We start from the raw sequence: 13,916 nt of genomic DNA on the forward strand, positions 1-13,916 counted from the left end.
TGCAATCACACGAAGGCGGCACCGGCGAAAAACAGCAAGGGGATCAATCCGGCATCACGGTTGGCCCGAAAAAGTTTCAGACAAATCGCGTGATCTTCGGTGTTCAGTTGACGCAATTGCCATACCATATGCGCCCCAAACGCCCAAGGCCCCAGCAGCGCCAACAGCACCGCAAAAGGCGACCCGCTCCGCCCCGCCATCGCCAGCAGAACGGCCACCGTCATAAGGACGACGGCTAGCACCAGAAAGCGTTTCAACCATTGCGGCGTTTGGTCTGCAAATAGCCGCGCGGTCGATTTCACCCCGATCAGCGCATCGTCTTCCTTGTCCTGATGGGCATAGATGGTGTCGTAAAACAACGTCCAGGCGATTCCGCAAAGATACAGCACCACGGCGGCCGGGTGCAGTGATCCGGTATGCGCCACCCAAGCCAGCAAAGCCCCCCAGTTGAACGCAAGGCCCAGAAATACCTGCGGCCACCAAGTGAACCGTTTGGCGAAAGGATAAATCGCCACCGGAATCAGCGCGATGATGCCCATCACGATGGCGGCGCGGTTGAAGGTCAGCAGAATCGCAAAGGCGATCAGGGCTTGCAGCGCCATATAGGCGGCAGCCTGTTTCACGCTGACCTGACCGGACGGGATCGGGCGCGACCGTGTGCGTTCGACGCTGCCGTCGATGTTGCGGTCGGTGATATCGTTCCAAGTGCAGCCCGCGCCGCGCATCAACCAAGCGCCGAAACCGCAGCCGACGAAGATCCACAGATCCACCAGCCGGGGTTGACCGTCATGCAAGATTGCCAGCCCCAGCCCCCACCAGCAGGGTAGCAGCAACAGCCATGTTCCGATCGGCCGGTCGGCCCGCGACAGCCGCAGATAGGGACGCGACCAGGCCGGGGCAAGGTGATCCACCCAATTCCCGCGTACAGCGTCGGAAACCTGGCCTGCGGGCTCTGGCATCTGGGGATTCTGCGGCATATGAATAGGTCCATGACAATGAAGATCCGCCTCTATGTAGATCATCCGCTGGGGCAGGGGCAAACCATTCCCCTGGACCGCGATCAGGCGCACTACCTGTTCGGGGTAATGCGGCAGCAGATCGGCGCACAAATTGCTCTGTTCAACGGGCGCGACGGCGAATGGCGCGCCGAGGTGACGGAGGCGGGCAAGCGCGGCGGGGCGCTGGCATGTCTTGAGCAGACCAAGCCGTTGCAGATGCCGCCCGACCTGTGGCTGATCTTTGCGCCGATCAAGAAGGCACGCACCGATTTCATCGTTGAAAAAGCTGCCGAAATGGGCGCCGCCAGGATCATTCCGGTACAGACCGATTTCACCAATTCCGAACGCATCCGGCAGGACCGGTTACAGGCCCATGCGGTCGAAGCGGCGGAACAATGCGGCGGCACTTTCGTGCCCGAAGTGACCGACTTGCAGAAGCTCGACCGGCTGCTGACCGACTGGCCGCAAGACCGCCAGTTGATGTTCTGCGACGAGGCCGAGGTTGGTGCGGGCAAGGTGTTGGGTGAAGCTGACAGCGGTCCCTGGGCCATTCTGATCGGTCCCGAAGGCGGGTTTTCCGAAGCTGAACGCAAGCGGCTGCACGATCTGCCCTTCGCCCATGTGGTCAGCCTCGGCCCGCGCATCCTGCGCGCCGACACCGCCGCGGTGGCAGCGATGACCGTGTGGCAACAGGCCTTGGGGGATTGGTGATGGCACAAGAAGCGCAGGTTCGGTTGCATATCTATGATGCCGCCGAGGCGCCGGTTTCGGTCATCCTTCGCCAAGGACCCTCAAAGCACACCCGTATGATCTTTTGGGATCGGCGTGACGACAGTTTCATTGATGGCCAGTGGACCAAACACAAGGTCTACTTGGATCGATGTGACCTATCACCAGATGGGCGGTATTTCATTTATTTTCAGCTCAACAACCGGTGGAAGGACGCCTCTGCGGGTAGCTATACCGCAATTAGCCGACCGCCGTATTTTACCGCGCTCGCGCTCTATCCGCAGGGCGACACTTGGGGCGGCGGGGGGTATTTCGTTTCGAACACGGATTATGTGATCAGGACGAGCGATGATAACCGGGACATTATCGGGCGCGCGCCGGAGCTTCGCCGGATTGCCTCGGACACGGTCGACCCTCGTTCGTTGTGCGCCAGTTTCTATTCACCCCGGCGCTTCGCTGCGAAAGGCGGGCGGCTCTACGAACTGACTGAAGATGCCAATGAGGGACGATTGATCCGCGACTTCACCAACATGCAGTTCGAAAGAATTCGCGCGCCCTACGATTGGCGCAACAATGAAAAAAAAGGTCTCGCATGAGCTTCCTGCGCCCCGAAGCCGCAACCCAGTTGAACCGCTGGCGCGAGGCGCTGGTCGCGTTGGCGCTGAGTCTGCTGGGGCTTTACTGGGCGCTGACCTCTTTCGGGCTTCTGCAATGGCTGGGATATTTCATCGCGGCTCTTGGTGCGTTCTGGGTGTTTTTGGCAGTTCGGCGGGCGCGGTTCCGCGTCGGTATGGGGGGGGCCGGCATCGTCGAGGTGGACGAAGGTCGGATCAGCTATTTCGGACCGATGGTCGGCGGCTCGCTGGCGGTACCGGGGTTGGTTGCGGTGCGGTTGATCCGGCGCGATGATGGCGGGTTGGCGTGGTTTTTGCTGGCGCAGGATACCACGCCGCTTAACATTCCCGTGAACGCCGAGGGGGCAGAGGCGCTTTACGATGTCTTTGCCACCCTGCCGGGCCTGAATATGCAGGCGCTGCTGAAAGCGCTGAAGCATCCGCCTTCGGAAGATGTGCTGGTCTGGCATTCCGAGATGCGCCGGTTGCATTGACTTTGCCAGGAATTGCCCTCAATTCTGCCGGACCTAAGGCAAGAAAGAGCGGAGCCAGACATGTCTATTCCCCAATCCGGCGGCGGGCCGATCGAACATCGCGACCAGCTGGCTGAATATCTTGCCGCAGGTTGCAAACCCGATACCGAAGATTGGCGTATCGGGACCGAGCACGAAAAATTTGGATATTGCAAAGACTCGCTGCAACCGATCCCCTACGAAGGCAAACGATCGGTTCTGGCCGTGCTTGAAGGGTTGCGTGACAGCCACGGCTGGGCTCCGGTGGAAGAAGCTGGCAAATTGATCGGGCTGGAAAAGGACGGCGCGAATGTGTCGCTGGAACCGGGCGGACAGCTTGAACTGTCGGGCGCACCGCTTTGCACCATCCACCAGACCTGCGACGAGGTGAATACCCACCTGCGCGAAGTCAAGGATATCGCCGACAAGATCGGCGTCGGCTTCATCGGGCTGGGGGCCGCGCCGGTCTGGAACCATGAAGACATGCCGGTGATGCCCAAGGGGCGCTACAAGTTGATGACTTCTTATATGGACAAGGTCGGGACCATGGGTAAATCCATGATGTACCGGACCTGCACCGTGCAGGTGAACCTCGATTTCGGCTCCGAGGCCGACATGGTCCAGAAATTCCGGGTGGCTCTGGCGCTGCAGCCGGTGGCGACCGCCCTGTTTGCCAATTCGCCTTTCTTTGAGGGCAAAGAAAACGGTCATAAAAGCTGGCGTTCGCGAGTCTGGCGCGATCTTGACGCAGCACGCACCGGCATGCTGCCCTTTGTGTTCGAAGACGGGTTCGGGTTCGAACGTTACGTCGATTACGCTTTGGACGTGCCGATGTATTTCGTTTACCGCGACGGCAAGTATATCGATGCTCTCGGCCAGTCGTTCCGCGATTTCCTGAAGGGGGAATTGCCCGCGATGCCGGGGGAAACCCCGACATTCAGCGACTGGGCTGATCACCTGACCACGATTTTCCCCGAAGCGCGGATCAAGCAGTATATGGAAATGCGTGGCGCCGATGGCGGTCCGTGGCGCCGGATCTGCGCCTTGCCGGCGTTTTGGGTCGGGTTGATGTATGATCAGGCTTCGCTCGATGCGGCTTGGGATATGGTGAAACATTGGGATGCGGAAACCCGCGAAGCCTGGCGGGTTGAGGCCAGCGTGCGCGGCTTGCAGGCGATTGTTGGCGGCCGCCGGATGATCGATCTGGCCGCCGAGGTTCTGGATATTTCACGCGCCGGGCTGAAAGCGCGGGCGCGCCCCGGTTTGGGGGGCATGGTACAGGATGAACGACACTTCCTGCACGCGCTGGAAGACAGTATCGAAACCGGCAAAACCCCGGCCGACGAATTGCTGGAACACTATCATGGCGATTGGAACGGCGATCTAAGCCGGATCTACAAAGACTACAGCTACTGAACAGGGGGGGGCGTCCAGCACGCATGGCGATCCCTTCTGGGGGCTGTCCTGCTGGTGCACGAAACGGGTTTGTCGGCAAAAAAAGGGGGGCCATTGGCCCCCCTTCATTTATTCTAGGATGATCGATTAACGCTTATAAATCCAGATCGCGTTGTTTTCGTGGTTGCCGGTATCTTCTCCGATCACCACCGACCCGTCGGCGCGCACCAGAACGTTGTCAGGGTTCGAGATCGAATCGATCGGGCAGGCGTTCGGCTTGTTTTCTTTGTTGTAACCGTGCCCTGAAACCGCCGGAATCATCTTGCTGATGTTGAAATTCGCGTCCAGCTTCATTTCGTAGACGACGCCACACTTGTTCTCGGCCAGATCGATATCCCCTTTGCCATCCGACATGGTTTTGTCGATCGACGACATTGCCATGTACATATAGGGCACCGACCCATCGGCTGCGCCGGCATAGTTGATGTTCACGCCTTCCATCTTGCGGAATTCGCCGGTTGCACCTTTGATCACGGCTGCCCGGCGCGATTCAAAAAAAGCCACTCGGTTGTCAGCCGCGTCACCGGCCGCCCAAGCAGCCACGTTCGCGTCGGAGATGTAGTTGGTTTCACCAGCCTTGTAATCGTCCAATCCGATGCCGTCATAGTTACGGACCCAGCCAGCGATTTCAGAGTCCGATCCGTGCGCCAGTTCGATCCAGGAAATTTGTAGCGAAGTGTCGGCGCTTGGTGCGCCGGCTTTGTCCATCTGGGTGGCCTTGGCGGCGTAAAGCGTGCCCGCGCTCAGGTCGCCCGCAGTGTCTGCCACGAACTTGTAGAAGACGGTGCCGGTGCCGTCGTCGGACATGTAGACGGTCTTGTTGTCAGGCATGACAACGGCGTTTTCGTGGCTGAAGCGGCCCATTGCGAAATGCTTGACCGGCTTGGCTTTGCCCGTGGGGTCGGTGATTTCGACGTTGTAGCCGTAGTCATAGGGGTTCGGATAAGTCCCTTCCAGATACGCGGCCAGGACTTTGATATCGTCGATATACTTGTATTCAGGATTGTTCCAATCGGCGGTATCATCGAAATACAGCTCTTCCGAGCTCAGCGGGGTGTTCCAGGGCGACATGGTGCCGAAGCAATTTACCCAAGTGCCGTTGACGGCCGAGAAGTCCAGCATGGTGACCCGGTTCTTATCGGCCGACCAGTTGCCGTCGTTGCCGCGGGTCAGCAGCGCGCGCGACATGCCGCCGGGACGATTTTCCCAGTTGGTGAACAAATAGCCCTGATTGGCGCCGGTGGGCAGGAAGCCGTTGAAGTCGGGATCATTGGACGCCAGCAGGTGCTTGCCGCCCTTCGACTTGATCACGCCCACATCGCCTTCCTGCAGCAGGGCCTGATAGTCGCCCAAGGTAGACAGAACAGTCGATTTGCCGGCTTCATCTGTCGGAACGGCCTGTTCCGTGGCCGCCCAGTTGACGTTCGAGATCACGCCAACAGTTGCGCGGGAGAACTTGTTGCCAAGGTCCTTCTTGGGGTGCTGAACGTTGAAAAACAGGTCGGGGCCGTGTTCGAACAGGCCAGTGATCTCCGCTTCCAGCGGCACGGTGGCGACGCGGGTCAGGTTGTTTGCGGCGGCGGTCGAAGCGATGGCGGTGGTGCCGAGAAGGATGATCGCGGCGGCTACGCTACGGGTATTCATGGAGCATCTCCCAAGTGAAGGAATAAGTCTCGGCTGAATGCCAGGACGAAACGCGCCTTGATAAACGTCAGATCGTAACGGTGTTGTGACAGATATGAAAAAAAGAATACGATTTTTCGATTGAAAATAGAGCATGGTAGAGGGAGGGGCGAGCACCGTTAGGTGCGAGGACACAATAATCACCGTATGTCCGACGACGCTTGATCTGCTACGCCCGATGTAGACAGTCCCGGAAAATTTTCAGCAAGAGGATGTTATTTTTGGCCGATTTTTGGCTCCGTTCCGGCGCGCAGCCGGGTGATATTGGTGCGGTGTGTCCAGAAGATAAGTATCGTCAGCACAGCCCCCAAAAGCATCGCGGTGCCTGCTCCCAGTACCAACATCCAGATCGTGCAGAGTGCGGCAGCCACCAGCGCCGCGAAGGACGAAATTCGAGTGACCCGCGCGGTGACGGCCCATGTGGCACAGGAGGCAAGACCGACCGGCCAAGCCAGAGCCAGCAGCAGGCCAAGGAACGTGGCGACCCCCTTGCCACCTTTGAATTTGAGCCAGACCGGGAAACAATGGCCGATAAAGGCGGCGAGCCCGGCAAGTTGCGCCGCGTCTTCGGTGGCAAAAATGCGTGCCAGCCCCACGGCGGCGGCACCTTTGCCACCATCGAGCAGAAGCGTCAGCGCGGCGGCGGGTTTATTACCGGTGCGCAGCACATTGGTGGCCCCGATATTGCCAGACCCGATCTGGCGCAGATTGCCCAGACCCATCCCCTTGGCCAACAGCAGGCCAAACGGGATCGAACCGAGCCCGTAGCCGATCAGCGCCCAGAGCAGCAGCAGCGATGCGGAGGAGGTCAGATCAGGCATCAGTTTCCCCCAAACACCGCAACGCCGCCAACATAGGTCGCCAACACCTTGCCCTGCATTCGCTGGCCGTCAAACGGTGTGTTCTTGGATTTCGAGTGCAGCGTGAACCGGTCCAGAATGAACGGCGCGTCTGGGTCGAACAACACCAGATCGGCCGGGGCGCCATTGCCGAGCCGACCACCAGGCAGACCAAACCGTTTTGCCGGATTGAGCGCCATGGCGCGGAACAGTTGCGGCAGGGTCAGATCGCCGGAATGATACAGCCGCAACGCAGCGGGTAGCAGGGTTTCCAACCCGACCGCACCGCTGGCGGCTTCCTCATAGGGCAGCCGTTTGCTTTCTTCGTCTTGCGGGGTGTGAAAGGAACTGATGGTATCGATCAACCCGTGGCGCAGCGCCTCGACGATGGCGATCCGATCATCCTCGGAGCGCAGCGGTGGCTTGACCTTGAAGAAGGTGCGGTAATCGGCGACGTCGAATTCATTCAGCGTCAGGTGATGGATCGAGGTTCCGGCGGTGACATCCAGTCCGTTCTTCTTGGCCCGCTCCAGTGCGGGCAGGGCGCGGGCGGTGGTGATCTGGTCGAAATGATATTTCGCCCCGGTCATTTCCAGTAGCGCGATATCGCGGTCGATCCCCATCCGTTCGGCCATCGGCGACACCGCCGGAAGCCCGCGTAGCGAGGCGAATTTGCCGCTGGTGACCGCCGCGCCTTCGGACAGGCCCGGATCCTGCGGATGGCCCATGACCAGGGCATTCAGGCTGCGGGCATAGCTGAGCGCACGCGACAGAACCTTGTTGTCGCTGATGACATGATCGCAATCGGTAAAGGCGACCGCCCCGGCATCGAGCAGGAAGCCGATTTCGGTCATTTCGCGGCCCTGGCGGCCCTTGGTCAGCGCCGCCATCGGCACCACGTTGACCGGTGCGACTTCGTTGGCGCGGCGGGTGACGAATTCCAATGTTTCGGGGCTGTCGATGGCCGGTGCGGTATCGGGGCGGGTGACCATCGTGGTGACGCCGCCAGCCGCCGCCGCCTGACCGGCGGATTTGAAGCTTTCCTTATGGCGTTCGCCCGGTTCGCAGACCTTGACCCCGATATCGACAATGCCGGGGGCAAGATATTTGCCGTGGCCGTCGATCACCTGAGCATCTTCGGGCACCGACAGTTCGGCACCATGACCGGCAATCACGCCATCTTTGACCAAAAGTGCTCCATGGGTCACGGCACCAGCTTCGGGGTCGATCAGGTGGACATCGGTGAAAAGCAACGTCGTCATAGCAGGCTTCCTTGGGCAACAATGCGGCGGGTATAGCCGGAGTTGGGTAGAGAAGGGAGGGGGAGTGTGGTGTTGGCTTCGACCGAGGGACGCATGGGATGCCGCGCATCAAACCTTGGACGCCCCAGCCAGATCACCTCTTTTTCGGGGCCGGAGGGAATCTCCCAGCCGGTCAACTCCAGCCTCCGATCTGGGCGCGTTCAATCCGCGCGATAGTGTCGTCGCGGTTGGCCTGAAATTTCAACATATGCTTGTCGCCTGAATGGGTGATCAATTGTACCGCGCTGCCCAGCGTGCGGATATGTTTGATGTCGGTCAGCCGCAGATTGCGTCCCTGCGGCCCCAGCAGCCGGGTTTCGGTCATGTCCCAGCGGGCGTTCAATTCGTCCGAGGCCAGATAGAAGGCCCGCACCGCGATTGCGGCCAAACCGCCCACCGCGCCAGTCCATTCATGCGGATTGCCGACGGCCCACAGGATGGTCATGCCCAGCGTCATTGCGCCTGCCGCCATCCAGGCGTGATCGCGCCAATAGGCCCCGCGGTCGGGAAGGAAGCTGTGAACGACGGTTTCGGCGGAATTCAGCGGTGTTGTCGGTGTCATCGTTGGGATCATCCGAACGTTCCTTTCAGGCCTGCGATTATGGCAGCAATGGCCAGAGCGACGAACAATATTGCCCCCCAGAACCAGCGCGGCAGCGTCGGGGTCGCGGCCGGATCAACCGTCATTTGGGCGCCCGTGCCAACGGCGGCCCGGCTGCGCAGCGGGGTGAATTCCAATTCGGGTGGTTCCTCGTCCCAAGCCCCGATCAGGCTGACATGCGCGGCTGGGGCCAGCGTGACATGCTGATCGTGAAAGGCGCGTGAAAAGAGAATCATCACTGTGCCCTGAAATGCGTCGATCCGGGCGCGGTCATGGTCCAGTGCGGCTTCGGGCAATCCGTTGGCCTTGACCAGATAGTTGAACAGACCGAACCCCGACAGATCCTCGGTATGAAAGATTTCGATCCGGGTGGCATCCACCGCCTTGACCCCCAACAGGTCGGCCAACCGTCCCGCCGCCAAACCCGGTTCGGCAGCTTGCAGGATCTTCTGCAATCGTTCCCGTTCCGCCCGGTCCACGTCCAAGGAAAAAAGCCGCAACCCCTTGCCTTCATCGGGCCGGACCTGCAGCGGGTCGATCACGCCATCACCTCTTTCCCGGCCCGCGCGTCGCGCAGGTTACGCGCCAGCAGATCCATCGCCGCCATCCGCACCGCCACGCCCATTTCAACCTGTTCCTGGATCACCGACCGGTTGATATCGTCGGCGATGGTGCCATCGATTTCCACGCCACGATTCATCGGCCCGGGGTGCATCACGATCGCGTCGGGCTTCGCCACCGCCAGCTTTTCGGCATCCAGCCCGTAGCGATGGTAATATTCGCGTTCGGACGGGATGAAACCGCCATCCATCCGTTCCTTCTGAAGCCGCAGCATCATCACTACGTCCACGTCTTTCAGCCCTTCTTCCATGTCGTGGTAAACCTCGACCCCGAACTGGTCGATCTGGGCAGGCATCAAGGTGGGCGGGCCGACCAGCCGCACCCGGTTTTCCATCTTGCCCAGCAGGATCAGGTTCGACCGCGCCACGCGCGAATGGGCGATGTCACCGCAGATTGCGATGTTCAACCGGTGCAACCGCCCCTTGGCCCGGCGGATCGTCAGCGCGTCCAGCAACGCCTGGGTGGGGTGTTCGTGCCGCCCGTCGCCCGCGTTCAGCACGGCGCAGTTGACCTTCTGCGCCAGCAGGTCCACCGCGCCAGAATGCGGGTGCCGCACCACCAGCAGATCGGGGTGCATCGCGTTCAGCGTCAGCGCGGTATCGATCAGCGTTTCACCTTTCTTGATCGAACTGGCCTGCATTGCCATGTTCATCACATCCGCGCCCAACCGCATACCGGCCAGTTCGAAACTGGCTTGGGTACGGGTTGAATTTTCGAAAAACATGTTGATCTGGGTCAGTCCGGCCAATGCGTCGGATCGCTTCACCTCGCGTCGGTTCAAAGCGACATATTGATCGGCCAGATCCATCACTGCGGTGATTTCCGACGGGTGCAAGGGTTCGATCCCCAGAAGATGCTTCTGCGTGAATGTCATCGATCCCTCCATGGCGGCATTGCCCCGCTTATAAAAAACCGCCTCTTTCCCCGCAAGCCTTTGCGTTTCATCTTGGTGCAAATACTCTGGGGGTGAATGGGGGGATGAATGCGTACGGCGCACGCAGGGGGGCAGCGCCCCCTTTCCCCCGCCCGCCGCAGGCGATAGCTTGGCGGCCATGGAATCGGCATTGGATTTTTACACCGCCAAAGCGCTGCTGGAATGGCAGGTCGAGCTGGGCGCGGACGAAGCGCTGGGCGAAGCGCCGGTGAATCGCTATGCGCTCGATGCCGAACGGTCAAAACCCAAGGCGCAGGCCAAGTCAGCTTCTGCGGCTGCGCCTAAGCCGGCGGAAATCGATCCGGTTCAATCCGCCCAGACGGCTGCGAACGCGGCGCAGGATCTGGCCGAGCTGCGCGCCGCATTGCAGGATTTCGATCAATGTGACCTCAAGCGAGGGGCGAAACGGTTGGTGTTCAGCGATGGCAATCCGGCGGCGCGGGTGATGATCATCGGTGAAGCACCGGGGCGCGACGAAGATCGCATCGGACAACCCTTTGTCGGTGCTGCGGGGCAGTTGCTGGACCGGATGCTGACCGCGATCGGGCTGGATCGCAAATCGGATCAACCCGAAAGCGCCGTCTACATTACCAATGTGCTACCTTGGCGACCGCCGCAGAATCGCGATCCGAAACCGGATGAAATCGCCATGCTGTTGCCGTTTCTGGCCCGTCATGTGGCGTTGGCTGATCCCGATATCTTGATCCTGATGGGCAATATCAGTTGTCAGGCCGGTTTGGGAAAACGTGGCATCACCCGGCTGCGCGGGGGCTGGGCCGAAGCCTTTGGCAAGCCCGCCTTGCCGATGTTTCATCCCGCCTATCTATTGCGCACCCCGCAGGCCAAGCGCGAAGCCTGGGCCGATCTGCTACAGCTGCGGTCCCGGCTGGACGGTGCCGAGTGATTGTCGACCCGCTGACCCTGCTGGCCTTCGTTCCCGCCGCGTTGGCTTTGAACCTGACGCCGGGGGCGGATATGCTGTTCTGTCTGGGGCAGGGATTGCGGTCTGGACCCAAATCAGCCGTTGCCGCCAGCGCGGGCATTTCCGCCGGGGCGTTCGTTCATACCGGTGCTGCCGGTCTGGGGCTGGGCGCGCTGATCGCGGCGCTGCCTTGGGCGTTCGATGCAATCCGCTGGCTTGGTGTGGCTTATTTGCTTTGGCTGGCGCTGCAGGCACTGCGCGGCGGGGCGCATAGCGAAAATTTGGTTTCCATCCAGCCGGCGCAGGCGTTTCGCGACGGTCTGATGGTGAACCTGACCAACCCCAAGGTGATCCTGTTCGTGCTGGCCTTCGTGCCGCAATTCGTTAGCCCCGAAAAGGGAGACGTTCTGGCGCAGTTTCTGATCTTTGGTGCGGTGCTATCCTTGGGTGGGTTCCTCATCAACGCGGTGGTGGGGGTGTTTGCTGGCGGCGTTGGGCGTCAATTGACCGGCAGCCCGGTCTTTGCCCGTTGGCTGGGACGGGTCAGCGCCGGGATTTTTACCGCTCTGGCGCTGCGTCTAGCGCTGCTGCAAAAAGGATAAGCGCATGTCTCGCATTGATGAAAACAAAGACTTCATCCCGGTTCGGATCGCGGTCTTGACCGTGTCGGACAGCCGCGGCCTGGCCGAGGACCGCTCCGGCGACACACTGGTTGGGCGGATCGAGGGGGCGGGCCATATCGTCGCCGACCGCAAGATCATCCGCGATGAGCGGGTAGAGATCGCCGACCAACTGCGCACATGGATTGCCGACAGGGACGTCGATGTGATCATTTCGACTGGCGGCACCGGCTTGACCGGGCGCGATGTGACGGTCGAGGCGCATCGCGACGTCTATGAAAAGGAAATCGAAGCCTTCAGCACCGTTTTCACCATCGTCTCGATGAAAAAGATCGGCACCAGCGCGGTGCAAAGTCGCGCCACTGGCGGTGTGGCTGGGGGCACCTATTTGTTCGCCCTGCCGGGCAGCACCGGGGCCTGCAAGGATGCTTGGGATGAAATTTTAAGCTATCAGCTGGATTACCGCCATCTGCCCTGCAATTTCGTCGAAATTTTTCCGCGACTGGAAGAACATAAGCGACGGAAATAACAATTCGCGGCGTAAGATGCTTAATGTCTTGGTTTTGCTGCCCGACCGGCTAGGTTGTGCGGCGATAGGTCGATTGGGCCTTTGTGCAAGGAACTGAAGATGCGATTTTTGCGTCAAAGCATGACCGGGTTGTTCTTGTTTGCCATCACGCTGGGCCTGGTGCTTTTTGCCGGATCGATGGTCCGCGATGCGATTGATGAACGGTTGACGCGTGACGCGCGCAAACCGCAGGTGCGCGAACGCGTATTCAGTGTCGCGGTGGTTATTGCAAACCCGCAAACCGTGGCCCCGGTGTTACAGGCGTTCGGCCAGATCGAAAGCCGCCGGTCGCTGCAAATCCGGTCCGCAGTGCCGGGCACCGTGATCGAACTGGCTGAAAATTTCGAAGAAGGCGGCGCAGTGACCGATGGTCAGATCCTTCTCAGGATTGATCCCGCAGATGCCGATGCGGCGCTGCAACGGGCCGGCGCCGATCTGCTGGATGCCGAGGCCGAAATCCGCGATGCCGAACGCGGTCTGCAATTGGCCCAAGACGAATTGACGGCGGCGCGCGAACAGGCCGATCTGCGGCAGCGCGCCTTTGAACGGCAAAAGGGGCTGGCCGAACGTGGTGTTGTCACCGAAACGGCGGTGGAAACTGCCGAACTGGCGGCGTCTTCGGCGCGGCAGGCCGTGGTCACCAGACGGCAGGCGCTGGCGCAGGCCGAAGCCCGGATCGACAAGGCGAAAACGTCGCTGGAACGGGCACGGATTGCCCGGGACGAAGCCCAGCGGCTGCGCAATGATACCGAAGTACGGGCGGAATTTTCCGGTACTCTCAGCGATGTGTCGGCGGTGGCTGGCGGGTTGGTCGGCAGTAACGAAAAACTGGCTGACCTGATCGATGGCAATGCGCTTGAGGTGGTTTTTCGCGTCTCAACCAGCCAATATGCCCGATTGCTGGACCCTCAGGGCGCTTTGCTGCCTGCCCCGGTACGAGTGACGCTGGATGTCAGCGGCATCGATCTGAGCAGCAGTGGCACCCTGAGCCGTGCCAGTGCGGCAGTGGGTGAAGGTCAGACCGGACGTTTGGTCTTTGCCTCGCTGGACACGCCGCGCGGCATGAAACCGGGCGATTTCGTCACCGTCGCGGTCGAAGAACCCCAATTGCAAAATGTGGTGCGGTTGCCGTCCAAGGCATTGGCCGCCGACAGCACCGTTCTGGTTCTGGGCGAAGGCGACCGGTTGGAAACGTTGCCAGTCACGTTGTTGCGGCGACAGGGCGACGATATTCTGATCCGCGCTCAGGGGGTGGCTGGTCGGTCCGTGGTCGCTGAACGCACACCGCTTCTGGGGGCCGGCATCAAGGTGCGGCCGCTGCAACCCGAAGCGACCAACCAAATTGCCGAACCCGAAATGGTCGACTTGAACCCCGAAAAACGTGCCCGGCTGGTGGCCTTTGTCGAAGCCAATAAGTTCATGCCCGACGATGTGAAGACCCGCATCCTGACCGCGCTGCAGGAACCGCAGGTTCCGGCGCAGATGGTGCAGCGGCTCGAATCCCGGATGGGGGGCTAAC

Annotated in this window: 15 protein-coding genes; 8 read left to right on the forward strand and 7 right to left on the reverse strand. The window is 60.6% G+C overall.

The window, feature by feature from the left end:
• Window positions 1-5 precede the first annotated feature (5 nt).
• Entirely contained in the window at window positions 6-977 is a 972-nt protein-coding gene (gene ubiA / locus TG4357_RS14180; protein ID WP_058263564.1) for a 4-hydroxybenzoate octaprenyltransferase, read from the reverse strand.
• A gap of 12 nt (window positions 978-989) precedes the next feature.
• Between ubiA and TG4357_RS14185 the strand changes: the two genes are divergently transcribed.
• The 4 genes from TG4357_RS14185 to TG4357_RS14200 are packed head-to-tail and all read left to right on the forward strand — an operon-like array spanning window position 990 to window position 4,269.
• Complete coding sequence (locus TG4357_RS14185; protein WP_058263565.1) at window positions 990-1,709, forward strand: 16S rRNA (uracil(1498)-N(3))-methyltransferase; 720 nt, start codon at window positions 990-992, stop codon at window positions 1,707-1,709.
• Window positions 1,709-2,323, forward strand: a complete 615-nt coding sequence (locus tag TG4357_RS14190) for a hypothetical protein (RefSeq protein ID WP_058263566.1) — start codon at window positions 1,709-1,711, stop codon at window positions 2,321-2,323. The genes TG4357_RS14185 and TG4357_RS14190 overlap by 1 nt, the downstream gene beginning before the upstream one ends.
• Window positions 2,320-2,835, forward strand: a complete 516-nt coding sequence (locus TG4357_RS14195; RefSeq protein ID WP_058263567.1) for a hypothetical protein — start codon at window positions 2,320-2,322, stop codon at window positions 2,833-2,835. The genes TG4357_RS14190 and TG4357_RS14195 overlap by 4 nt, the downstream gene beginning before the upstream one ends.
• Window positions 2,836-2,895: 60 nt before the next feature.
• Window positions 2,896-4,269, forward strand: a complete 1,374-nt coding sequence (locus TG4357_RS14200; RefSeq protein ID WP_058263568.1) for a glutamate--cysteine ligase — start codon at window positions 2,896-2,898, stop codon at window positions 4,267-4,269.
• A 126-nt stretch (window positions 4,270-4,395) separates the two neighbouring features.
• Here the strand turns inward: TG4357_RS14200 and TG4357_RS14205 are convergent, their stop codons facing one another.
• From TG4357_RS14205 to TG4357_RS14230, 6 genes are all read right to left on the reverse strand, one after another.
• The gene (locus TG4357_RS14205) at window positions 4,396-5,952 is read right to left on the reverse strand and encodes a PhoX family protein (protein ID WP_058263569.1); all 1,557 of its coding nucleotides are present in this window, start codon (window positions 5,950-5,952) and stop codon (window positions 4,396-4,398) included.
• Window positions 5,953-6,206: 254 nt separating this feature from the next.
• On the reverse strand, window positions 6,207-6,812 hold the full coding sequence (gene plsY / locus TG4357_RS14210) for a glycerol-3-phosphate 1-O-acyltransferase PlsY (protein WP_058263570.1): 606 nt from the start codon (window positions 6,810-6,812) through the stop codon (window positions 6,207-6,209).
• On the reverse strand, window positions 6,812-8,092 hold the full coding sequence (gene pyrC, locus TG4357_RS14215; RefSeq protein WP_058263571.1) for a dihydroorotase: 1,281 nt from the start codon (window positions 8,090-8,092) through the stop codon (window positions 6,812-6,814). The genes plsY and pyrC overlap by 1 nt, the downstream gene beginning before the upstream one ends.
• Window positions 8,093-8,264: 172 nt before the next feature.
• Window positions 8,265-8,693: a hypothetical protein gene (locus tag TG4357_RS14220; protein ID WP_058263929.1), complete on the reverse strand. Its 429-nt coding sequence runs from the start codon at window positions 8,691-8,693 to the stop codon at window positions 8,265-8,267.
• Between the two features lie 8 nt (window positions 8,694-8,701).
• Complete coding sequence (locus TG4357_RS14225) at window positions 8,702-9,274, reverse strand: hypothetical protein (protein WP_058263572.1); 573 nt, start codon at window positions 9,272-9,274, stop codon at window positions 8,702-8,704.
• On the reverse strand, window positions 9,271-10,227 hold the full coding sequence (locus TG4357_RS14230) for an aspartate carbamoyltransferase catalytic subunit (protein ID WP_058263573.1): 957 nt from the start codon (window positions 10,225-10,227) through the stop codon (window positions 9,271-9,273). Before TG4357_RS14230 ends, TG4357_RS14225 begins: the two co-directional genes overlap by 4 nt.
• Window positions 10,228-10,405: 178 nt before the next feature.
• Between TG4357_RS14230 and TG4357_RS14235 the strand changes: the two genes are divergently transcribed.
• The 4 genes from TG4357_RS14235 to TG4357_RS14250 all read left to right on the forward strand — a co-directional run bounded on the left by TG4357_RS14235 (window position 10,406) and on the right by TG4357_RS14250 (window position 13,915).
• Window positions 10,406-11,191 (forward strand): uracil-DNA glycosylase, encoded by a 786-nt coding sequence (locus TG4357_RS14235; RefSeq protein WP_058263574.1) that lies wholly within the window; start codon window positions 10,406-10,408, stop codon window positions 11,189-11,191.
• Window positions 11,191-11,811, forward strand: coding sequence for a LysE family translocator (locus TG4357_RS14240; protein ID WP_058263930.1), 621 nt, complete (start codon window positions 11,191-11,193; stop codon window positions 11,809-11,811). The genes TG4357_RS14235 and TG4357_RS14240 overlap by 1 nt, the downstream gene beginning before the upstream one ends.
• Window positions 11,812-11,815: 4 nt before the next feature.
• Complete coding sequence (gene moaB / locus TG4357_RS14245; protein ID WP_058263575.1) at window positions 11,816-12,358, forward strand: molybdenum cofactor biosynthesis protein B; 543 nt, start codon at window positions 11,816-11,818, stop codon at window positions 12,356-12,358.
• Between the two features lie 99 nt (window positions 12,359-12,457).
• Window positions 12,458-13,915, forward strand: a complete 1,458-nt coding sequence (locus tag TG4357_RS14250) for an efflux RND transporter periplasmic adaptor subunit (protein ID WP_058263576.1) — start codon at window positions 12,458-12,460, stop codon at window positions 13,913-13,915.
• Window position 13,916: the final 1 nt, after the last annotated feature.

This window comes from Thalassovita gelatinovora (genome assembly GCF_001458355.1).
GTDB classification, from domain to species: domain Bacteria; phylum Pseudomonadota; class Alphaproteobacteria; order Rhodobacterales; family Rhodobacteraceae; genus Thalassobius; species Thalassobius gelatinovorus.